This window comes from Cryobacterium sp. 10S3 (assembly GCF_034344045.1).
Classification (GTDB): Bacteria; Actinomycetota; Actinomycetes; order Actinomycetales; family Microbacteriaceae; genus Cryobacterium; species Cryobacterium glucosi.
Map to the genome: position 1 here is coordinate 2138832 of NZ_CP133773.1, position 21018 is coordinate 2159849.

The window sequence follows — 21018 nt, forward strand, 5'->3', positions numbered from 1 at the left end:
TCGGAACGTTTTTGTACCGACTGGTTTACTATATGCTGAATCGAACGGTACACAAAAACCCGACCACTGACTGGAGACCGAGATGGGCCGCACGCCGAGCTTTGACGCTCCCGTCGTCGTGACCGCGGCACGCGACCTGTTCTGGGACCGCGGCTTCGAGGCGGCGTCCCTCGCCGACCTCGAGCGGGTCACCGGGCTCAACAGGTCGAGCCTGTACCACGCGTTCGGAAGCAAACGCGGGCTCTTCGACGCCGCGGTCGCGGACTACCTCGAGACGGTCATCCGCCCGCGCCTGCGCCCGCTGCTCGCCGAATCGGCCGGCCGTGCCGCCCTGCTCGCGTACTACGGCGACCTGAGCCTGGCCGTCGCCTCCCTGCCCGACGATTCACCGCGCCGGGGCTGCCTGCTCGTCAACTGTGCAGCGGGACTCGCCGGCCACGACGACCCCGCCAGGAAGGTCGTCGACGACTACCGCGCCGAGCTCACGGCGGCACTCCGCAACGCCCTCGCGGGAGCGGCGGCCGAGATCGCTCCGGGCACGGATGCCGGGGCCGCTGTCCTCGACGAACGCGCCCGCACGCTCGCCGCCTTGTCGATGAGCGTCATGCTGCTCGCCCGGGTGAACCGGGACGAGTCGCTCGCACTCCTCGCCACGGCCGCGGACCAGGTCCGGTCCTGGCACCCCTGATCTATTGCTCTAGAGGCGCTTGACCGGGTTCGTCAGGATGCCGATGCCCGGGATCTCGATCTGCACGGCGTCGCCGTCGTGGACCTTTTCGGCGCGGTCAGGGGCGCCGGTGAGGATCACATCGCCCGGCAGGAGCGTGAAGACGCTCGAGACGAACGCGACGACCTCGGCGACCGAATGCTTGTAGAGCGCAGCCGTCCCCTTCTGGAACTTCTCGCCGTTGACCCGACCGGTCAGGTGCAGGCTCGTCCAGTCGTACTCGGTGTCGATCACGGGGCCGAGCGGGCAGAACGAGTCGAAGCTCTTGGCGCGGGCGAGCTGCCCGTCGCGCTCGAGGAGATCGCGCGCCGTCACGTCGTTCGCAATCGTGTACCCGAAGATGACGTCTTCGGCGTTCTCGACCGTCACGTTCTTCGCGATCTTGCCGATCACGATCGCGAGTTCGCCCTCGACGCGCACGTCGTGGGACTGCGCCGGGAGGAAGATCGGGTCGTCCGGCCCGATCACCGAGGTGTTCGGTTTGAGGAAGAAGAGGGGCTCGCGCGGTTCGGCGTGCTCGCGTTCTTCGTCGTCGGAGAAGAACGCATGCGCCATGCCCACGATCTTGGAGCGCGGGATCACGGGCGCGAGCAGCTTCACGTCGCGCAGGGCGATCCGGTCGCCGGTCGGGTCGTACCCGGCGAACATCGGGTCGCCCTTGAGTACGACGAGCTCATCGTCGTCGACGATGCCGAAGGCGATGATTCCGCCCTGGCTGAACCGCGCGACCTTCACGCCTGGTCCGCGGGTACGTCGAGGCGGGTGAGCCAGCCGTGCCGGTCGGGCAGCAGCCCGTACTGGATGTCGGTCAGCTCCTGGCGGAGCGCCATCGTGATCGTGCCGGCCGGCGCATCCGCATCGCCGATGGCCAGGCCGCCCGGTCCCTTGAGCTGTGAGATCGGGGTGACCACGGCGGCGGTGCCGCACGCGAAGACCTCGGTGATGGCACCGGATGCGATTCCGTCGCGCCAGTCGTCGAGGGTCACGTCGCGCTCCTCGACAGTCAGTCCCCGGTCACGGGCGAGCTGGATGATGCTGTCGCGCGTGACACCCTCGAGGATGGTGCCGGTCAGTCGCGGGGTGACGAGCGTGTCGGTGCCGTACACGAAGAAGACGTTCATCCCACCGAGCTCGTCGATGTGCGAACCGGTTTCCCCGTCGAGGAAGAGTACCTGGGCGCAGTCGTTGTCGTATGCCTGCATCTGCGGCAGGAGCGAGGCGGCGTAGTTGCCACCGCACTTCGCGGCCCCGGTTCCGCCGCGGCCGGCACGGGCGTATTCGGTCGAAAGCCAGATCTTGATCGGGGCGACGCCGTTGGCGAAGTAGGCGCCCGCAGGGCTCGCGATGACGTAATAGCCGACCTTGTGGGCGGCGCGCACACCGAGGAAGCTTTCGTTGGCGATCATGAACGGTCGCAGGTAGAGACTCGTCTCATGGTCCGACGGCACCCAATCGCCGTCCACGGCGATCATCTGCCGGATCGATTCGATGAAATCGCTCTCGGAGAGCTCCGGCAGGGCGAGCCTGCGTGCCGAACGCTGGAGCCGGTCGGCGTTCTTCTCCGGGCGGAAGGTCCAGATGGAGCCGTCGGCGTGGCGGTAGGCCTTGAGCCCCTCGAAGATCTCCTGGCCGTAGTGCAGCACCGAAGAGGCCGGGTCGAGCTGCAACGGGCCGTACGGGATGACCCGGGCATCGTGCCAGCCCTCCTCGACGGTCCAATCGATCGAGACCATGTGATCGGTGAACTTTTTGCCGAAACCGGGGTCGGCGAGGATCTCCTCACGCTCGGCCCTCGTGCGCGCCATCGTGGACGGCGTCAGGCTGAAGGTCAGCGGGAAGGCGCCCGTGGTCGCGGCGTCGGTCGTGGTGCCTGTGGTGGTCTCGGTGGTGGTGTCGCTCAGTGCTGCCTGGCTCATTGGAGTCCCTTGTCTGTCATTCGAGTCACGATGGCGTCGCCCACCGCGCTGGTACCGCGCGACGCCGTGAATGCCCCATTTTCCGTACGGGCCACGATATCGGCGACCACCGCGTCCCGGACCCGGGCCGCGGCATCCGTCAGGCCCAGGTGATCGAGCAGGAGGGCGACGGAAAGGATGGCGGCCGTCGGGTCCGCAAGCTGCTTGCCCGCAATGTCGGGGGCCGAACCGTGCACCGGTTCGAACATGCTCGGGAACCGGCCGTCCGGGTTGATGTTCCCGGATGCTGCCAGGCCGATGCCGCCGCTGATTGCGGCCGCCAGGTCGGTGAGGATGTCGCCGAAGAGGTTATCCGTGACGATGACATCAAATCTACTCGGATTTGAGACGAGGAAAATCGTCGCAGCATCCACGTGCAGGTAGTCCACCGTCACGTCGGGGTATTCGGCGGCGACGGTCGTCACGATCCGCTGCCATAGGCCGCCGGCGAAGACGAGCACGTTGGTCTTGTGCACGAGGGTCAGGTGTTTGGCCGCGCGGCCCCTGGCGACCTCGAAGGCGTAGCGTACGACGCGTTCGACGCCGAAGGCCGTGTTGACCGAGACCTCGTTGGCGACCTCGTGCGCGGTGCCCTGGCGGATGGCGCCGCCGTTGCCGACGTACGGCCCTTCGGTGCCCTCGCGCACGACGACGAAGTCGACGTTGCCGGGAGCCGCGAGCGGGCTCGGCACACCGGGGAACAGCACGCTCGGTCGCAGGTTGACGTAGTGGTCGAGCGAGAAGCGCAGCCTGAGCAGCAGGCCCCGCTCGATGTTCGCGTTCGCGAGGCGCGGGTCGCCGGGCACTCCCCCGACGGCGCCGAGCAGGATGGCGTCGTGGGCGGCGATCGCCCCGAGGTCATCATCGGTGAGCACGTCGCCCGTCTCGAGGAACCGGGTCGCGCCGAGCGAGAACCAGGTCAGCGCGAATTCGACGTCGTCGGCCACTGTCGCTGCGCCGAGCACCTTGACGGCCTCGGCGACGACTTCGGGTCCGATCCCGTCTCCGGGAATGACGGCGAGCTTGATCTGACGGGACATGGGACTCCTGGGGGCTCGGATTGCTGTACCCAAACCCTACTGCGACGCGTCAGGTCGGGTGATCCCCGCGTCTTCGTCACTCCCGGAATCGACGCCGGCTCACCGCGCCGAGCGCAGTGCGACCCAGGCGACCATGGCCGCTACGACCACGAGTCCGGCTCCGATCCAGGCGGTGGGACCGATTCCCGTGAGGAAGGCCTCCCGCGCAGACTCCAGCAGCATCCGGCCGGCTCCTGCCGGCAGCTCGGCCGCAACGGCGACGGCCCCGCCGAGGGTCTCCCCCGCCGCGGCCCGTTGTCCGGCGCCGAGCCCATCAGGCAGCACCACCGCGGAGCGGTATGCCGAGGTGAGGATGCTGCCCAGGACCGTGGTGCCGAGAACCGCGCCCAGTTCGTATGCGGTTTCCCCGACAGCGGATGCAGCGCCCATCTTCTCCGGCGGTGCGCTCGCCACGATCAATTCGTTCGACACCGTCTCGGCAGCCCCGATCCCGATCCCGAGGGCGACGAAGGCGACGGCCACACCGGCAGGGCCGAATCCGGCTCCGCCGATCGCGAATGCCGTGTACCCGGCCGCAGAGAACAGCAGCCCGACCGGGATCACGATCGACGGCCGGATCCGCCTGGCGATCGGGACGACGATCAATCCGGCCAGGATCATCGCCACCAGGCCGGGCACGAGTACCAGGCCGGCAGCGAGGGGCTCCAGGCCGAGGACGAGCTGGAGGTATTGCGAGACGAAGAACAGTCCGCCGACGAGCGCGACGACGCTCAGGAAGTTGACCCCGACCGCGCCGCTGAACGAACCGCGACGGAAGAGTGCGAGGTCGAGCATCGGCTCATGGAGACGCCGCTGCCGATGGGCGAAGAGGATGCCGGCAACCAGTCCCACTGCGATCGACACGGTTCCGGCGACGCCGAACCCGGAGTCGGCGAGCGTCTTGATGCCGAAGACGATCGGGAACATCGTCAGGAGCGAGAGCAGGATGCTCGGCACATCGATCGCACCCGGGTTCGGATCCCGGGATTCCGGCACGATCAGCGGCGCCACCACGAGCAAGGGCAGCAACAGCGGGACCGCGAGCAGGAAGACGGATCCCCATTCCCCGTTCTCGAGGATGAGTCCGCCGACAACGGGGCCGAGTGCGCTGCCGGCCGCGAAGCCGCTCGCCCAGATGGCGATGGCGAGGCGGCGCTCATTGCGTTCCGTGAAGACGGACCGCAGGAGTGCGAGCGTGGGCGGCATCAGCATGGCCCCGAACACGCCCAGTGCAGCACGGTCGAGGATGAGCCATTCGATGCTCGGCGCGAAGGAGGCGATCACCGACATCGCTCCGAAGCCGGCGGAGCCGATCAGCAGCAGTCGGCGCCGGCCGATCCGGTCGCCGAGGCTGCCCATCGAGACCAGCAGCCCCGCGAGTACGAGGGGGTAGATGTCGATCACCCAGAGCAGCTGGGTGCCGCTCGGGCTGAGGGCCTCGGAGATCTGCGGCAGGGCAAGGTTCAGCACGGTGTTGTCGATCGAAACGAGCAGCACCGGCAGCATCAGCACCGCAAGGGCCCACCAGCGGAGCACGGGCGCGGCGCCGGGTTGGACGGGGATCCGAGGGCGGGTCGGGGTTGACACGGTGCAACAACTTTCCGGGCAGGGGACGGGTGGACCCGTCGCAGAAGGGGGACGGCACAAAACTATACCGTCCAGACGGTACAGTAGCACCATGACACCCTCGCCCGTCCAGCCCCCGCTCCGGTCAGCCGACCATTCCCCGACCCGGGACCGGGTCCTCGACGCGTTCACCGGGCTCCTCATCGACCAGGGCGAACGTGCGGCCACCCTCGAGGGTGTCGCCGCGGCGGCCGGCCTGTCGAAGGGCGGGCTGCTCTACCATTTCGGGTCGAAGGAGGCCCTGGTCCGGGGACTGCTCACCCGGCTCGAGGAGCTCGTGGCCGACGACATCGTACGCATCCGCTCTGCGGCGGCCGGACCCGTTGACTACCTGATCCGGACCTCGATGAGCGAGGGCACTCCCCTGGACCGCACCATCGCGGGAGCCGTGCGCCTGGCGCAGGGATCGCATCCGCTGGCCAACACGGCCGTTGTCTCAATGCGGCGCCAGTGGCTGGCCGTGATCGAGGAGACCGTCGGGGATCCGGACGTCGCAGAGGCGATCATGTTGATCAGTGACGGACTGTACTTCGGTTCCACCATCACGAGCGCGGCCTATCCCGCCGCCGACGTGGTGTCGGCGGCGAGACTGGACCGGTTGCTCGCCGTGATCGGTCGAATGACCGACCGGACCGCTACTCCGTGATGGCGATTTCGACCATCACGTCGGCCGAGATCGCGTCGCGCACGGTGGCGAGCAGGCTCGCCGAGACGGGTGAGTCGACGGTCAGCACGCTCAGCGCCTTGCCGCCGGCCTCGTGGCGGGCGATCTGCATGCCCGCGATGTTGATCTGGGCGTCGCCGAACTCGCGGCCGTAGACGGCGACGATTCCGGGGCGGTCGGTGTAGACCATCACGATCAGGTGCTCGGCGAAGGTGACCTCGACGTCGTACCCGTTGATCTCGACGATCTTCTCGATCTGCTTCGTGCCGGTCAGGGTGCCGGAGACGGAAACCTGTGAGCCGTCTGCGAGGGCGCCACGAATCTGGATGACGTTGCGGTACTCCGGCGATTCCTTGTCGGTGAGCAGGCGGACCGCGATGCCACGCTGCTCGGCGAGCAGCGGCGCGTTCACGTAGGAGACGGTCTCGCTCACGACGTTCGTGAAGATGCCCTTGAGTGCCGCAAGGCGCAGCACGCTCACGTCGTAGTCGGCGAGCTCGCCGCGCACGTCGATGTCCACGCTTGTGAGCGGGCGCTGTGCGGTGAGGCCGGAGAAGACCTGGCCGAGCTTCTCGACGAGCGGGATGCCGGGGCGCACGTAGGGGTCGATGACGCCGCCGGCGACGTTGACCGCGTCCGGCACGAGTTCGCCGGAGAGGGCGAGGCGCACCGACTTCGCGACGGAGACGCCGGCCTTCTCCTGGGCTTCGTCGGTCGATGCACCGAGGTGCGGGGTGGTGATCAGGTTTTCCAGGCCGAGGAGCTTCGACCCGGTCGGGGGCTCAGACACGAACACGTCGAGGCCGGCCCCGGCGATGGTGCCGGCAGTCAGGGCGTCGTAGAGGTCGTCTTCGTCGATGAGGCCGCCTCGGGCGACGTTGATCACGAACGCGGTCGGCTTCATGAGCTTGAACTGCGCGGCTCCGATCATGCCGGTCGTCTCCGCCGTCTTCGGCATGTGGATGGTCACGAAGTCGGACTGCGCGAGGAGTTCTTCGAGAGTCACGGGCACAACGCCGAGCTGCTGCGCACGGGCGGAGGTGATGTACGGGTCGAACGCGATGATCTTCGTGCCGAAGGCCTGCATTCGAGCGGCGATGAGGGCGCCGATACGGCCGAGGCCGATGATGCCGACGGTCTTTTCGTACAGTTCGACACCGGTGTACTTGGAGCGCTTCCACTGCCCCTCTGCGAGGGCGCCACTCGCGGCGGGGATGTGACGGGCGAGGCTAATAATGTGACCGACGGTCAGTTCTGCGGCAGAGATAATGTTCGAGGTCGGTGCATTGACGACCATGACGCCTGCGGCCGTCGCAGCCTTAATGTCCACGTTGTCGAGTCCGACACCGGCGCGGGCGATCACCTTGAGCAGGGGTGCAGCCGCGATAGCCTCGGCGTCGACCTTCGTCGCGGAGCGCACGAGCACGGCGTCGGCCGTTGCGAGCGCGGCGAGCAGGGCCGGCCGGTCCGTGCCATCGACAGTGCGGACCTCGAAGTCGGGTCCGAGTGCATCGACGGTTGCGGGTGATAATTCTTCAGCGATAAGAACGACTGGTTTTGACACGAAAACAGAACCTCCGATAGCAGCAGCAATTGTGGCTCGCGCCGCGACCGTGGGGCGCCAGTATTGGGTCGAGTCTATCGGCCGTAATATTCCCCAATGAGCACTGTTACGTTGGACTCCCTCCAGTTCGTCCTGCGCTGCCTTCTGGCCGTCTTCTTCTTCGGCGCGGGGATCACCCACTTCATCCCGGTGGTCCAGCGCACGATGGCTGCCATGATCCCGCCGGGACTCCGCTTCACGGGATTCTTCGGCGCGCGTGGCCCCGTCGTCCTGGTGATCTTCACGGGCGTCTGCGAGATGCTCGGCGGCCTCGGCCTGCTCTGGCCGCCGACCACCGGAGTCACCGGAGTCATGCTCGTGATCTTCCTGATCGCGGTCTTCCCGGCCAACGCGTTCGCCGCCCGCGACCCGCTGCGCTTCGGCCGGGCCGCGATCCCGCTCCGGACCCGGGTCATCGAGCAGGTCGCGCTCATCGCCCTCGTCGTGCTGGCGATTCTCTGAGCCTGCGATCCCGGTCCGACGCCTCGATCAGACGATCAGGCTGCCGAGTCCGAACTGGTAGATATCGAGGGCGAGGGCGGATGCGAGGGCCAGGCCGACGAGGAACAGGGCGGCCTGCGCGTACACTGGCCTGCCCCGTCCGATCCGGGCGGCGAGCAGGAAGATCAGGATCGGCAGGAGTACCCCGGCGATCAGGATTCCCCAGCCGAACCCGCTGAGCTGGGTGTCGAGGGACCCGGCGGCGAGGTTGAGGCCGATCAGGTTCCCGAGGGCCGCCCAGACATCCCAGGCGTAGAACAGTCCGAAGAAGACGGCGACGACCAGGAACGGCCAGGAAGGCCTGCGGCGCTGTGGTGCGGCGACGGTCTCGGTCGAACCGGTGCCGGACGCATCGGGACCGGACGTGTCCGGACCGGACGGGTTCGGGAGTGCGACGGGCTCGCTCATGCGACGGCCCCTCCGCTCACGAGGAGCGGGAGCGGAGCGAGCAGCACGACGCCGAGGAGCAGCCAGAGGATTCGTCCGCGCGGCCGGGTCGGGGTCAGCCAGAGCGTCACCGCGAACCACGCGACGGGGGCCGCGACGGCGAGCCAGGTTCCGAGGCTGAACATGAAGCTCGCGAGAGCGTCGCCGAGCGGATTGTCGATCCGGCTCACGCCGATGAACCAGCCGATCGTGAAGAGCAGGTAGATGCCGCCGAACACCCCGAGGGAGATGAGGGTGAATGAACTCATCGGCGAGCGTTCCGAGTTGCGGGCCGCGGCATCCGCTTCGATCGCAGCGGTCGGGCCCTTGACGCTCCAGCCGTCCGGCAAAGCGGCGTAGACCGGAGCGCTGGCCGGTGCGGAGGCAACGGGGTCTGACTCGACCGGCGTGCGCGAGTTCTCGCGGGCGTCGGCGTCCTCCGACCGGGTTTGCAGGGTGGGATCGTCGTCGCCGGCCCAGCCGAGCGCGTCGTCGTCGCGCGGATTTCCGCCGCGTGGTGCTGAAGTCATAGGGCCAGATTAGCCGTCGGAGTGCGGCGCCGCGTCAGGCAGCGGGTCAGGAGACCTGGAGGGGGGCGTGGCGGTGACCGCTGTCGGGGCATCGTTCGGTGGCTGCGGCAGCCCCATGAACATGGTGTGGTGCAGGGCCTCGACGTGCGCGCGGGCGATGCGCACGGCATCCACAGGGTCGGAGCGGCGGAGCGCGGCAACGAGGTCGGCGTGGTCATCGTTGACCCCGTGCAGGAACGCGATCGGATAGGGCAGGAAGTACCGGTAAAGGGCGGCGAGGGCGGCACGGTAGAGGGGAAGGGCGAAGTCGAGACCGCTCGTGACGGCGACTCCGACGTGGAAGCTCTCGTCGGCCAGGTGGTACTCGGTCCAGCTCCTGGCCTCCCGCATCCGGGTGATCTGCAGGTCGAGGACGGCGAGGTCGGATTCCGTCGCGGCGAGCGCGGCGTGGTGCACGACGGCGCACTCGAGGAGCACCCGTCGGTCGATGAGTTCGTGTACTTCGGCGGCGTCAGCGAGGTAGCTGCGGATCTCGGCGACGGCCGAGTGCGCGGGAACATCTGCGACGAAGGTGCCGCCGCCGCGTCCCCTGCGGCGCACGAGCACGCCCTCCTCCGCGAGGCTCTCGAGCGCCCGCCGGGCCGTGATCGGGCTGACGGCGAGCGCATCAGCGACGTCGTCGACGGGCGGCACTCGTTCGCCCGGCAGCAGCAGGCCGAGGTCGACGGCGAGGGCGAGGCGGGCCCGCACGGTGTCGATGGCCGCGAGGCGGGTGATCCCGGTGACGGCGGCGGCGGTCAGGGCCGCGAGGCCCGATGGCGCCGTTTCAGCGTCGCCCGGTATCGATGTGGTCACGACACCACAATAATCGACACGAAACGCGCCGGTAATGTTCAAAATGATCTAATTTAGGAGAACTCGGAAGGACGAAGGATGAGAACCCTGAAAGTGGCCGCCGTGCAGGCGGCTCCCCAGCTGATCGGAACCGCGATCGAGCCGTTCGCCGCCGAGCTGCGGTCCGTGCTTGCCGGAGCCCCCGATGCCGACGTGGTGGTGTTTCCCGAGTTGCATCTCTTCGGCTCCCCCGCGGACCGCGGCGACGTCACGTCAGAACCTGAGTCGGCCGACGCACGGAACGCGAGCCTCAGGGCATCCGCCCAGCCCCTCGACGGCCCGCTCGGCGATTCCCTCGGAGCGCTCGCCAGGGAGGCAGGCATCTGGCTCGTTCCGGGGAGCGTGTGCGAACTCGGCCAGAACGGGGAACTCTTCAACACGGCCGTGGTGTACGCCCCGACGGGGGAACGCGTCGCCTCATACCGCAAGATGTTTCCCTGGCGGCCGTTCGAACCGTACGATCCCGGCGACCGGTTCGTCGTCTTCGATGTGCCCGGTGTCGGGCGGCTCGGCCTCTCCATCTGTTATGACGCCTGGTTCCCCGAGGTGACCAGGCATCTCGCGTGGCTCGGTGCAGAGGTGGTACTGAACCTCGTGAAGACGACGACGGACGACCGCGCCCAGGAGCTCGTGCTCGCCCGCGCCAACTCGATCGTGAACCAGGTCTTCACCGTGAGCGTCAATTGCGCAGGTCCCGTCGGCCGGGGTCGGAGCATCGTCGTCGACCCGGAGGGCCACGTCCTCGACGAGAGCGCTGACACCAACTCCGACGTGCTTCTGACCACCATCGACCTCGACCACGTGACCCGGGTGCGAGTGCAGGGAACCGCGGGTACCAACCGACCGTGGGCGCAATTCGCCGACACGGATGCCCCGATCGAGCTCCCCCTGTACGGCGGCCGGATCTCTCCTTCCAGCTGGCAGCCCCAGTCCTGGTCCCCGACCTCTCCAGCCCCGCTGATCTCAGTAGTAGCCCCCGCAGTTCGCCCCGCCACCCCAACCCAGTAAGGACGACCCATGGTTACGCCAACGCACCCCAGTCCCACCCTCACTCGTTCTCTCACGCTCTCCTCTGTCGTAATCTTCGGCCTCGCCTATATGACGCCGATCATCGTGCTCGGGATCTTCGGCATCGTCGCCGAGGTCACCGGCGGCGCCACGCCCGCCGCCTACCTCGTGGCCCTCGTCGCGATGCTCTTCACCGCATCGAGCTATGGGCGGATGGCCGCCGCGTACCCGGTCGCGGGGTCGGCATACAGCTACGTGCGCCGCGCGATCGACTCCCGCGTCGGTTTCCTCGTCGGCTGGGCCGTCCTTCTCGACTATCTCTTCCTGCCGATGGTGATCTGGCTGATCGGTGGCGCGTACCTCGGCGCTCAATTCCCCGACGTGCCCGGGTGGATCTGGATCCTCGGGTTCATCCTCGCGACGACCGCGCTCAACATCATCGGGATCCGGGTGGCACAGAAGGCGAACTACATCCTGATGGCCTTTCAGGTGCTCGTGATCGTGCTCTTCGTGGCCCTCTCGATCGGCTCCGTCCTCACGAACTCCGGCCCGCTTGCCCTCTTCAGCTCCACGCCGTTCTTCAACGACACGGCGAGCCTCACCGGCATCTCCGCAGGGGCCGCGATCGCCGCATACTCCTTCCTCGGTTTCGACGCCGTCACGACGCTGACAGAGGAGACGATCAACCCGCGGAAGACCATGCCGCGCGCGATCATGCTCATCGCCCTGATCGGCGGAGCGATCTTCATCGTCGTGGCGTACACGACGACACTCGTCCAGCCGGGCGGCGTCTTCGAGAACGTGTCGTCCGCCGCCTTCGACATCGCTCTCACCATAGGCGGCAACGTGTTCGGCGCGATCTTCATCGCCGGGCTCGTGCTCGGCCAGTTCGCCTCCGGGCTCGCCGCCCAGGCCGGAGGAGCCCGTCTTCTCTACGCGATGGGCCGCGATGGCGTCCTCCCCCGCCGAATCTTCGGCACCATCAGCGAGCGCTACCGCACGCCCGTGATCAGCATCATCATCACAGGAGCCGTCGGCCTCATCGCCCTGTTCCTCGACGTGGCAACCTCGACATCGTTCATCAACTTCGGCGCCTTCACCGCGTTCACGTTCGTGAACCTCGCCGTGATCGCCTTCTTCATCCGCGAGCGCAGGGCCGGCCGGCACCACAACGTGTGGCTGTACGTGGTCGTGCCCGCGATCGGAGCCGTCATCGATGCATGGCTGCTCACCAAGCTCGACGTGAACGCGATCACGCTCGGCCTCACCTGGCTCGGCGTGGGCGTCGTCGTGCTCGCCATCCTGACCAGGGGCTTCCGGATTTCGCCGCCCGACCTGGCCTTCGAGGAGGCTGAAGAGGCCGTCCTCACCGAACACTGACCCTGCGGGGCTTTACGACGAACGGCGGGGCTCCTCGGGTAGAGGGGCCCCGCCGTTCATGGTGCGGTGCGCGGTGCGTCGTGCGCGATGCGGTGGTTAGCGGGCGGCTTCGCCGTCGACGTAGTCGTCGTCGTTCGAGGCGTTCCACGCGAAGAGCTTGCGCAGCTCGCGGCCGGTGGCCTCGATCGGGTGCTCTTCGCCCTTCTTGCGGAGAGCGAGGAACTCGGGTGCTCCGGCGTCCTGGTCGGCGATGAAACGCTCGGCGAACGCGCCGCTCTGGATGTCGGCGAGAACGGCCTTCATGTTCTCCTTGACGTGCGGGTCGATCACGCGCGGGCCGGAGACGTAGTCGCCGTATTCCGCGGTGTCGGAGACGCTCCAGCGCTGCTTGGCGATGCCGCCCTCCCACATCAGGTCGACGATGAGCTTGAGCTCGTGCAGCACCTCGAAGTAGGCGACCTGCGGCTGGTAACCGGCCTCGGTCAGGGTCTCGAAGCCGTACTGGATGAGCTGCGAGACGCCGCCGCAGAGCACGGCCTGCTCGCCGAACAGGTCGGTCTCGGTCTCTTCGGTGAAGGTGGTCTTGATGCCGGCGGCACGGAGCCCGCCGATCGCCTTCGCGTAGCTGAGAGTCAGCGGCCAGGCATTGCCGGTCGCATCCTTCTCGACGGCGACGATGACGGGTACGCCACGGCCGGCCTCGAATTCGCGACGCACGGTGTGGCCGGGTCCCTTGGGGGCGACCATGACGACGTCGACGCCCTCCGGTGCGGTGATGTAGCCGAAGCGGATGTTGAACCCGTGTCCGAAGACGAGCGCCTTTCCGGCCGCGAGGTTCGGAAGCACGTCAGCGGCGTAGAGGTGACGCTGCACCTGGTCGGGCGCGAGGATGACGATGACGTCGGCCCACTTGGCTGCCTCGGCGGTGCTGAGGACGGTGAAGCCGACCTCTTCGGCCTTGGCCTTCGACTTCGAGCCATCCTTCAGGCCGATGACGACCTCGACACCCGAGTCGCGGAGGTTCTGGGCATGCGCGTGTCCCTGCGAGCCGTAACCGATGACGGCTACCTTCTTGCCCTGGATGATCGACAGGTCAGCGTCTTTGTCGTAGTAAATCTCAGACACGAGTGGTTATCTCCTAGTTGTTTGGTGAAGAAAGGTCGGTGAAGAAAGGGGGTGAGGGGCGGACGCTAGCTCTTGAACACGCGTTCGGTGATCGATTTGGACCCGCGGCCGATGGCGAGCAGTCCGGACTGTGCGATTTCCTTGATCCCGTAGGGCTCGAGCACGCGCAGCAGCGCCTGGGTCTTGCCGGAATCCCCGGTCACCTCGATCACGACGGAGTCAGGGGCGACGTCGACGACCCGCGCACGGAACAGCGTGACGGCTTCGAGCACCTGGGACCTCGTCGTGTTGTCCGCACGCACCTTGACCAGCAGGTGCTCGCGCTGCACGGACTGCGCGGGGTCGAGCTCGACGATCTTGATCACGTTGATCAGCTTGTTGAGCTGCTTCGTGACCTGCTCGAGCGGGAGGTCCTCGACGTCGACGAGGATGGTGATCCGCGACAGGCCGGGGATCTCGGTGTGGCCGACCGCGAGGCTTTCGATGTTGAAGCCGCGCCGGGCGAAGAGGCCGGCGACGCGGGTCAGCAGGCCGGGCTTGTCCTCGACGAGGAGGCTCAGGACATGGGAACTCATGGGCTTACTCCTCTCCCCAGGTCGGTGCGTGGTCTTTCGCGTACTGCACGTAACTGTTGCTGACGCCCTGGGGCACCATCGGCCAGACCATCGCATCGCGGCTCACGACGAAGTCGATCACGACCGGGCGGTCGTTCGTCGCGAGGGCGAGCTTGATCGCGTCGTCGACCTGGTCCGCGCTCGTGACGCGGATGCCGAGCGCACCATACGCCTCGGCGAGCTTCACGAAGTCGGGCACCATCGCCGAGCCGTGCCCGGTGTTCAGGTCGGTGAAGGAGTGCCGACCGTCGTAGAACAGGGTCTGCCACTGGCGCACCATGCCGAGCGAGGAGTTGTTGATGATCGCGACCTTGATGGGGATGTTGTTGATCGTGCAGGTCGCGAGTTCCTGGTTGGTCATCTGGAAGCATCCGTCACCGTCGATCGACCAGACCACCCGGTCGGGTTCTGCGACCTTGGCGCCCATCGCCGCGGGAACGGAGTAGCCCATCGTGCCGGCACCGCCCGAGTTGAGCCAGGAGTTGGGGCGCTCGTACTTGATGTACTGGGCCGCCCACATCTGGTGCTGGCCGACGCCGGCGGCGTAGACGCCCTCCGGCCCGGTCAGTTCACCGATGCGCTTGATCACGTACTGCGGGGCGAGCAGGCCGTCCGTCGGCTCGGAGTAGCCGAGCGGGAACTCCTCGCGGAGACCGTTCAGGTAGCTCCACCACTCGGTGAAGTCCGGGGTGGTGGTCTTGAGCACCGCGGAGAAGGCGACGGTCAGGTCGGCGAGCACGTCCTTGGCGTCTCCGACGATGGGCACGTCTGCGGTGCGGATCTTGGAGATTTCCGCGGGGTCGACGTCGACGTGCACGATCGTGGCGTGCGGCGCGAACTCGCTGACCTTCCCGGTGACCCGGTCGTCGAAGCGGGCGCCGAGCGCGATGATCAGGTCGGCCTCCTGCAGGGACAGCACGGCGGGAACGGTGCCGTGCATGCCCGGCATGCCGAGGTGCTGGTCGTGCGAGTCCGGGAAGGCGCCACGGGCCATCAGCGTCGTGACGACGGGCGTGCCGGTGAGTTCGGCGAAGGCGAGGAGCTCGGCGGATGCGCGGGCGCGGATGACGCCGCCGCCGACGTACAGCACGGGCTTCTTCGCATCGGCGAGCAACTGGGCTGCCGCCTGCACCTGCTTGCCGTGGGCCTTGGTGATCGGACGATAGCCGGGCAGGTCGATCTTCGGCGGCCAGATGAACGGCGCCGTCTTCTGCTGGGCGTCCTTGGTGATGTCGACGAGCACAGGGCCTGGCCGGCCGGTCGAGGCGATCAGGTAGGCGGATGCGATCGCACCGGGAACGTCTTCCGGGCGCTTGACGAGGAACGAGTGTTTCGTGATCGGCATCGTGATGCCGACGATGTCGGCCTCCTGGAAGGCATCCGTGCCCATCAGCGTCGAGAAGACCTGGCCGGTGATGCACAGGATCGGCACCGAGTCCATGTATGCGTCCGCGATCGCCGTGACGAGGTTCGTGGCGCCGGGGCCTGAGGTCGCGATGGCGACGCCGACGCGGTTGCTCGCCGAGGCGTAGCCCTCCGCAGCGTGGCCGGCGCCCTGCTCGTGGCGCACCAGGATGTGCCGGATGGCGTCCTGGGTCATCAGCTCGTCGTAGAGCGGGATGACGGCGCCGCCGGGCAGGCCGAAGACATCCGTCACGCCGAGCAGTTCGAGGGTGCGGATGATCGCACCGGAACCGGTGAGGAGTTCGGGCTCACCGGATGCTGCCGCGGCCGTCGCCGCGGCGGACGACGTGGCGGCCGAGGTCGGCGAGGGCGTGGGTGATGGCACGGGGTTCTGTTCCGCGGTCATTGATTCAGGTCCCTAAGGTCGAGTACGAATGGTGAGCGCTACCCCGTGACGGCGCCAACGGCCGCCGATTGCACGAGCTTCGTGTACTTGGCGAGCACGCCGCGGGTGTAGCGCGGAGGGAGAGGCGCCCAGCCGACTCGTCGGGCGTCGAGCTCTTCAGGGTCGACCAGTAGGTCGAGCGTGCGAGCTGCGATATCGACCCGTATGAGATCACCATCGCGCACGAAGGCGATCGGACCTGCGTCCACCGCTTCGGGTGCTATGTGGCCGATACACAGTCCGGTTGTGCCGCCTGAGAATCTGCCGTCCGTTAACAGTAGTACATCGGCACCGAGCCCGGCGCCCTTGATGGCCGCGGTGATCGAGAGCATCTCGCGCATGCCGGGGCCTCCCTTGGGGCCTTCGTAGCGGATGACGACGACGTCGCCCTTTTCGATGGTGCCCTCGGTGAGGGCGTCCATCGCCGCGCGCTCGCGCTCGAAGACGCGGGCGGGTCCGGTGAACACGTCACTGTCGAAGCCGGCGGTCTTGACGACAGCGCCCTCCGGCGCCATCGAGCCCTTGAGGATGGTGATGCCGCCGCTCTTGTGGATCGGGTTGTCGAGCGTGCGGAGCACCTCGCCGTCGAGGTCGGGCGGGTCGATCTCCGCGAGGTTCTCTGCGACGGTCTTCCCGGTGACGGTGAGGGCGTCCCCGTGGATGAGGCCGGCCTCGAGCAGGGCGCGCATCACGGCGGGCACCCCGCCGTGGCGGTCGACGTCGTTCATGACGTACTTGCCGAACGGCTTCAGATCGCCGATGTGCGGAACCTTGTCGCCGATCACGTTGAAGTCGTCGAGGCTCAGTTCGACCTCGGCCTCGCGGGCGATGGCGAGCAGGTGCAGCACCACGTTCGTGGAGCCGCCGAAGGCCATGGCGACGGCGATCGCATTCTCGAAGGCCTTGCGGGTGAGGATGTCCCTGGCCGTGATGCCGAGGCGCAGGAGGTTGACGACGGCCTCGCCGGAGCGGTGCGCGTAGTAGTCGCGGCGGCGGTCGGCCGAGGCGGGGGACGCGGATCCCGGAAGGCTCATGCCGAGGGCTTCTGCGACGCTCGCCATGGTGTTCGCGGTGTACATGCCGCCGCAGGCACCCTCGCCGGGGGCGAAGGCGCACTCGATCCGCTTGGCGTCGGCCACGGACATCCGCCCGGCCTTGACGGCGCCGACGGCCTCGAACGAGTCGATGATGGTGATGTCTTTTTCGGTGCCGTCCGAGAGCTTGACCCAGCCGGGCGCGATCGAGCCGGCGTAGAGGAAGACACTCGCGAGATCGAGCCGGGCAGCGGCCATCAGCATGCCGGGCAGGGACTTGTCGCAGCCGGCGAGCAGCACGGAGCCGTCGAGGCGCTCGGCCTGCATGACGACCTCGACGGAGTCCGCGATGACCTCTCGGGAGACGAGGGAGAAGTGCATGCCCTCATGGCCCATCGAGATGCCGTCGGAGACGGAGATGGTGCCGAACTGCAGCGGATAGCCGCCACCGGAGTGCACGCCCTCCTTGGCCGCCTGCGCGAGGCGGTCGAGGGACAGGTTGCACGGTGTGATCTCGTTCCAGGAACTCGCGATGCCGATCTGGGGTTTGTCCCAGTCCGCGTCGCCCATCCCGACGGCACGGAGCATTCCGCGGGAGGTCGTGGCTTCGATTCCGTCGGTGACGTCGCGACTACGCGGTTTCAGATCGATCTCAGGCATGTAGTGATTCTAGAACCTGTGTTTCGGGAACTTTGCCGCAGGGTTACCGTTCGCTGGGAGTTCCGGGGGTTCCGGGAGCTGGGGCGGCCTCCCGGAGGTCGGCGATCAGCTGCAGCACGATCGGCACTTCCTCCGGTCCGCGCACCCGGTAGCCCGCGAGGGAGGTGCCTGCGCCGATCTTCAGTCCGAGGTCGCCGGGGTGCAGTGCGGTGAAGGCGTCTTCGTCCGTCACGTCGTCTCCGGCGTAGAACACCCGGTCGGCGCCCGTGTATGCACGGAGCCGTTCGAGCGCGTCACCCTTCGAGCTCGAGCGCACGGAGAATTCGAGCACATTCTTTCCCTCGCGCACGGTGAGGTCTGGCAGCACGGCGCCGAGCTGCACGCGGGCGTCGCGTTGCACGGCCTGGCCGGCCTGCGCGGTCGACTTGCGGGTGTGCAAGGCCAGGCCGGCGGGCTTCCGTTCGATCCACGCACCCGTCACGGATGCCGAGACCCGTTCGAGCACGCGGGCGAGCGTGTCGAGCTGGTCGAGTTCGTCCTGGTCGAGTCCGAGCTCTTCGCCCGGGGTGTCCAGCTGGACCTCGATGCCGTGTGAACCGGTCAGAAGCACCTCGACCTGCGGTTCGGCGACCTGGCGCAGGCTCGCGAGCGACCGGCCGGAGACGAGGGCGACACGCACGCCGTCGAGTCCGATCAGGCGTTCGACGGCCTCCCGGGTGCCGGCGACGGCACGCGAGTCCTGGGGGTTGTCGACGATCGGGGCGACGGTGCCGTCGAAGTCCAGCGCGATGAGCAGCGAGCCCGCGGAACTGAAGTCGCGGAGGGCGTGAGCGAGATCATCGGGAACGCCGGGCTGCACGGCGGCACCCTCCCGGAGTGTGCGGAGGAAGGACGACGACCAGGCGGCGACGTCGTTGTCGAACACCTTGCGGCGCAGGGCGCGCATCCGCCGCTGCCGTTCGGGGCGCGGCATCGCGATCGCACGCAGGATGGCTGCCTTCATGCCGTCGATGTCGTGCGGGTTGATCAGCACGGCCTGCTTGAGTTCGTCGGCCGCCCCGGCGAATTCGCTCAGGACGAGCACGCCGTCCTTGTCGTCGCGGACGGCGACGTATTCCTTCGCGACGAGGTTCATCCCGTCGCGGAGGGCGGTGACGAGCATGACGTCTGCGGCGAGGTACAGGGCGACCATTTCCTCGCGCGGGTAGCCGTGGTGGTGGTAGCTGATCGCGGTGTGGCTGATCGTCGAGTAGTCGCCGTTGATCCGGCCGACGGCGAGTTCGATCTCGTCGCGGAGGGCCATGTACGCTCCGACCCGTTCCCGGGACGGGCTCGCGACCTGCACGAGGGTGACGTCCTCGACGGAAATCGACCCGTCCTCGAGGAGCTCGCCGAAGGCCTTCAGCCGGTGGCCGATGCCCTTGGTGTAGTCGAGCCTGTCGACGCCGAGAATGATCGTCTTCGGGTTGCCGAGGTCCTCGCGGATGCGGCGCGCGCGGGCCTGGATCTCCGGACGTTTCGCGAGGTCGGCGTATGCGACGGCGTCGATCGAGATCGGGAAGTGCTTGGCGATCACCCGGCGGTGGTGTCCCCCGGCGCCTGGAACGTCGATCGCGACACCGCGGGTGGTGTATCCGAAGAGGCGACGGACCGCGCGGGAGAAGTTGCCGGCATCCGCCAGCCGCTGGAAGCCGATCAGGTCGGCGCCGAGCAGGCCGTCGAGGATCTGCTTACGCCACGGGAGCTGCGCATAGATGCCGTACGGCGGGAACGGTATGTGGTTGAAAAAGCCGATCACGAGGTCGGGGCGCATGTCCCTCAGCATCCGCGGCACGAGTTGCAGCTGGTAGTCGTGCACCCAGACGGTTGCACCGGCTGCCGCGGCCGCGGCGGCCGCTTCGGCGAACCGGCGGTTGACGCGCACGTACGCCTCCCACCATTCGCGGTGGAAGCTCGGCGGGGAGATCACGTCGTGGTAGAGCGGCCAGAGGGTGTCGTTGGAGAAGCCCTCGTAGTAGTCCTCGAGGTCGGCGTCGGTCAGCGAGACGGGAACGATGTTGATGCCGTCGTTTTCGAAGGGGGCGAACTCGCGGTCGGCGACGCCGGGCCAGCCGACCCACGCGCCGTCGGAGGAGCGCATCAGCGGCTCGAGGGCGGTGACGAGTCCGCCGGGTGAGGTCTTCCAGCTTTCGGTGCCGTCCTCGGCGACGACGAAGTCCACGGGCAGCCGGTTCGAGACAGCGACGAGGGCGTATGTCACCTTCGGCTCGGCGGCGGGCGTGTTAACGGCTTCAATCGAAATGGCTGGTCCGTTCCGGTACCTGCACGGCGCACGCACCTCGGTGAACTTCCAAGGATACCAGCAGCCCCGGCGGAGCCCCCTGACTATTCGGGCGCGCGACACCCGTTGTTCAGCAGTCGGGTTTACTCTGGCGCCAATGATTCGCATCGGCATGAGCACGACGTGCGCCTATCCGCTCTCGACGGAGCACGCCTTCCGGCTCGCGAAACTCGCGGGCTACGACGGCATCGAAATCATGGTCTCCCGCGACGACGTCACCCAGGATGCCGCTGCGCTCCTGGCCCTGTCGCGGAAATACAAGCTGCCGATCTTCTCGATCCACGCTCCCGTGCTCCTGCTCACGCATTTCGTCTGGGGTCGGGACCCACTCGTGAAGCTCGAACGCTCGGCGGCGCTCGCGGCCGAGGTCGGGGCGCGAAACGTCGTGGTGCATCCGCCGTTTCGCTGGCAGGCCGACTTCGCCGTCACGTTCCTCGACTCCGTGCGCGAGATCAGCGCGGACAGCGGCATCGAGATCGCGGTCGAGAACATGTTCCCGTGGAAGTTCGGCGGCCGGGGCATGAAGGCGTACTCCCCCGGCTGGGACACCACCCGGATGGACTGCGACGCCGTCACGCTCGACTTCTCGCACTGCGCCCTGAGCGGGCTCGACAGTCTCGCGATGGCGACGGAGCTCGGCGACCGTCTCCGGCATGTGCATCTCTGCGACGGCTCCGGCTCCCTCGACGAGGGCAAAGTCTTCGACGAGCACCTGCTGCCCGGCCGTGGCAGCGAGCCGGTCGCCGAGGTGCTCAACCTGCTCGCGCGCACCGGCTGGGACGGCCGGATCGTCGCGGAGGTCAACACCCGCAAGGCGCGCACCGAGCAGGAACGCCTCGTGCTGCTCGTGGAGACCCTCGCGTTCGCGCGCTTGCACACCGCCCAGCGCCGGGTGCGCCGCGCCCCGCGGTCGCCCCGCGCCCACGAGTCCCTGCGCCCCGGACAGCAGCACTAGCCCCGTCCCCACGCGCGAAAGCGGGTGAATCGTCGGTCTGGTCCGCT

General features: G+C 67.7%; 19 protein-coding genes. 6 read left to right on the forward strand and 13 right to left on the reverse strand.

Features of this window, described 5'->3' with window-relative positions; genetic code table 11:
• Window positions 1-82: 82 nt before the first annotated feature.
• Window positions 83-688: a TetR/AcrR family transcriptional regulator gene (locus RHM57_RS09960; RefSeq protein WP_134447390.1), complete on the forward strand. Its 606-nt coding sequence runs from the start codon at window positions 83-85 to the stop codon at window positions 686-688.
• 9 nt (window positions 689-697) lie between these two features.
• On the opposite strand, the gene RHM57_RS09965 is transcribed toward RHM57_RS09960, so the two are convergent.
• The 4 genes from RHM57_RS09965 to RHM57_RS09980 all read right to left on the reverse strand — a co-directional run bounded on the left by RHM57_RS09965 (window position 698) and on the right by RHM57_RS09980 (window position 5348).
• Window positions 698-1462 (reverse strand): fumarylacetoacetate hydrolase family protein, encoded by a 765-nt coding sequence (locus RHM57_RS09965; RefSeq protein ID WP_134447388.1) that lies wholly within the window; start codon window positions 1460-1462, stop codon window positions 698-700.
• A complete protein-coding gene (locus RHM57_RS09970; RefSeq protein ID WP_134447386.1) occupies window positions 1459-2643 on the reverse strand; it encodes a branched-chain amino acid aminotransferase in 1185 nt (394 codons plus the stop codon). Before RHM57_RS09970 ends, RHM57_RS09965 begins: the two co-directional genes overlap by 4 nt.
• Entirely contained in the window at window positions 2640-3722 is a 1083-nt protein-coding gene (locus tag RHM57_RS09975; RefSeq protein ID WP_322187885.1) for a 3-isopropylmalate dehydrogenase, read from the reverse strand. Before RHM57_RS09975 ends, RHM57_RS09970 begins: the two co-directional genes overlap by 4 nt.
• 99 nt (window positions 3723-3821) lie before the next feature.
• Window positions 3822-5348, reverse strand: a complete 1527-nt coding sequence (locus RHM57_RS09980) for an MFS transporter (RefSeq protein WP_322187887.1) — start codon at window positions 5346-5348, stop codon at window positions 3822-3824.
• 91 nt (window positions 5349-5439) lie between these two features.
• On the opposite strand from RHM57_RS09980, the gene RHM57_RS09985 reads away from it, so the two are divergent.
• Complete coding sequence (locus RHM57_RS09985) at window positions 5440-6033, forward strand: TetR/AcrR family transcriptional regulator (protein WP_134560903.1); 594 nt, start codon at window positions 5440-5442, stop codon at window positions 6031-6033.
• On the opposite strand, the gene serA is transcribed toward RHM57_RS09985, so the two are convergent.
• Complete coding sequence (serA, locus tag RHM57_RS09990; protein ID WP_134447379.1) at window positions 6023-7615, reverse strand: phosphoglycerate dehydrogenase; 1593 nt, start codon at window positions 7613-7615, stop codon at window positions 6023-6025. The genes RHM57_RS09985 and serA overlap by 11 nt on opposite strands.
• A 96-nt stretch (window positions 7616-7711) precedes the next feature.
• Here serA and RHM57_RS09995 point away from each other — a divergent pair, with 96 nt between their 5' ends.
• Window positions 7712-8116 carry a hypothetical protein gene (locus RHM57_RS09995; protein ID WP_134560902.1) on the forward strand — a complete coding sequence of 135 codons (405 nt, stop codon included), beginning with the start codon at window positions 7712-7714 and terminating at the stop codon, window positions 8114-8116.
• Window positions 8117-8143: 27 nt separating this feature from the next.
• Here the strand turns inward: RHM57_RS09995 and RHM57_RS10000 are convergent, their stop codons facing one another.
• Genes RHM57_RS10000 through RHM57_RS10010 form a run of 3 tightly spaced genes read right to left on the reverse strand, consistent with a single transcriptional unit; the run spans window position 8144 to window position 9966 of the window.
• Window positions 8144-8563 carry a hypothetical protein gene (locus RHM57_RS10000; protein WP_322135589.1) on the reverse strand — a complete coding sequence of 140 codons (420 nt, stop codon included), beginning with the start codon at window positions 8561-8563 and terminating at the stop codon, window positions 8144-8146.
• The gene (locus RHM57_RS10005; RefSeq protein WP_134447373.1) at window positions 8560-9111 is read right to left on the reverse strand and encodes a DNA polymerase III subunit gamma/tau; all 552 of its coding nucleotides are present in this window, start codon (window positions 9109-9111) and stop codon (window positions 8560-8562) included. Before RHM57_RS10005 ends, RHM57_RS10000 begins: the two co-directional genes overlap by 4 nt.
• Before the next feature lie 9 nt (window positions 9112-9120).
• Window positions 9121-9966 carry a GntR family transcriptional regulator gene (locus tag RHM57_RS10010; protein ID WP_322187890.1) on the reverse strand — a complete coding sequence of 282 codons (846 nt, stop codon included), beginning with the start codon at window positions 9964-9966 and terminating at the stop codon, window positions 9121-9123.
• Window positions 9967-10044: 78 nt separating this feature from the next.
• Here RHM57_RS10010 and RHM57_RS10015 point away from each other — a divergent pair, with 78 nt between their 5' ends.
• Together RHM57_RS10015 and RHM57_RS10020 are read left to right on the forward strand one after the other, a co-directional pair.
• The gene (locus RHM57_RS10015; RefSeq protein WP_322187892.1) at window positions 10045-11013 is read left to right on the forward strand and encodes a carbon-nitrogen hydrolase family protein; all 969 of its coding nucleotides are present in this window, start codon (window positions 10045-10047) and stop codon (window positions 11011-11013) included.
• 9 nt (window positions 11014-11022) lie between these two features.
• Window positions 11023-12393, forward strand: coding sequence for an APC family permease (locus RHM57_RS10020; protein WP_134559394.1), 1371 nt, complete (start codon window positions 11023-11025; stop codon window positions 12391-12393).
• Between the two features lie 96 nt (window positions 12394-12489).
• On the opposite strand, the gene ilvC is transcribed toward RHM57_RS10020, so the two are convergent.
• From ilvC to RHM57_RS10045, 5 genes are all read right to left on the reverse strand, one after another.
• Window positions 12490-13518 (reverse strand): ketol-acid reductoisomerase, encoded by a 1029-nt coding sequence (gene ilvC / locus RHM57_RS10025; protein ID WP_134447367.1) that lies wholly within the window; start codon window positions 13516-13518, stop codon window positions 12490-12492.
• Between the two features lie 65 nt (window positions 13519-13583).
• On the reverse strand, window positions 13584-14093 hold the full coding sequence (gene ilvN / locus RHM57_RS10030) for an acetolactate synthase small subunit (protein ID WP_134447365.1): 510 nt from the start codon (window positions 14091-14093) through the stop codon (window positions 13584-13586).
• A 4-nt stretch (window positions 14094-14097) separates the two neighbouring features.
• Window positions 14098-15942: an acetolactate synthase large subunit gene (locus RHM57_RS10035; protein WP_134447363.1), complete on the reverse strand. Its 1845-nt coding sequence runs from the start codon at window positions 15940-15942 to the stop codon at window positions 14098-14100.
• Window positions 15943-15980: 38 nt separating this feature from the next.
• Window positions 15981-17675, reverse strand: coding sequence for a dihydroxy-acid dehydratase (ilvD, locus tag RHM57_RS10040; RefSeq protein WP_134559398.1), 1695 nt, complete (start codon window positions 17673-17675; stop codon window positions 15981-15983).
• 43 nt (window positions 17676-17718) lie between these two features.
• On the reverse strand, window positions 17719-19935 hold the full coding sequence (locus tag RHM57_RS10045) for a bifunctional alpha,alpha-trehalose-phosphate synthase (UDP-forming)/trehalose-phosphatase (RefSeq protein ID WP_241975378.1): 2217 nt from the start codon (window positions 19933-19935) through the stop codon (window positions 17719-17721).
• Between the two features lie 178 nt (window positions 19936-20113).
• On the opposite strand from RHM57_RS10045, the gene RHM57_RS10050 reads away from it, so the two are divergent.
• Complete coding sequence (locus tag RHM57_RS10050; RefSeq protein ID WP_322187895.1) at window positions 20114-20971, forward strand: sugar phosphate isomerase/epimerase; 858 nt, start codon at window positions 20114-20116, stop codon at window positions 20969-20971.
• Window positions 20972-21018 lie beyond the last annotated feature (47 nt).

Coding starts and splice junctions, on each gene's coding strand:
- RHM57_RS09960 (WP_134447390.1), top strand. CDS start 83: ATGGGCCGCACGCCGAGCTTTGACGCTCCCGTCGTCGTGACCGCGGCA.
- RHM57_RS09970 (WP_134447386.1), bottom strand. CDS start 2,643: ATGAGCCAGGCAGCACTGAGCGACACCACCACCGAGACCACCACAGGC.
- RHM57_RS09975 (WP_322187885.1), bottom strand. CDS start 3,722: ATGTCCCGTCAGATCAAGCTCGCCGTCATTCCCGGAGACGGGATCGGA.
- RHM57_RS09985 (WP_134560903.1), top strand. CDS start 5,440: ATGACACCCTCGCCCGTCCAGCCCCCGCTCCGGTCAGCCGACCATTCC.
- RHM57_RS09995 (WP_134560902.1), top strand. CDS start 7,712: ATGAGCACTGTTACGTTGGACTCCCTCCAGTTCGTCCTGCGCTGCCTT.
- RHM57_RS10000 (WP_322135589.1), bottom strand. CDS start 8,563: ATGAGCGAGCCCGTCGCACTCCCGAACCCGTCCGGTCCGGACACGTCC.
- RHM57_RS10005 (WP_134447373.1), bottom strand. CDS start 9,111: ATGACTTCAGCACCACGCGGCGGAAATCCGCGCGACGACGACGCGCTC.
- RHM57_RS10015 (WP_322187892.1), top strand. CDS start 10,045: ATGAGAACCCTGAAAGTGGCCGCCGTGCAGGCGGCTCCCCAGCTGATC.
- RHM57_RS10020 (WP_134559394.1), top strand. CDS start 11,023: ATGGTTACGCCAACGCACCCCAGTCCCACCCTCACTCGTTCTCTCACG.
- ilvN (WP_134447365.1), bottom strand. CDS start 14,093: ATGAGTTCCCATGTCCTGAGCCTCCTCGTCGAGGACAAGCCCGGCCTG.
- RHM57_RS10035 (WP_134447363.1), bottom strand. CDS start 15,942: ATGACCGCGGAACAGAACCCCGTGCCATCACCCACGCCCTCGCCGACC.
- ilvD (WP_134559398.1), bottom strand. CDS start 17,675: ATGCCTGAGATCGATCTGAAACCGCGTAGTCGCGACGTCACCGACGGA.
- RHM57_RS10050 (WP_322187895.1), top strand. CDS start 20,114: ATGATTCGCATCGGCATGAGCACGACGTGCGCCTATCCGCTCTCGACG.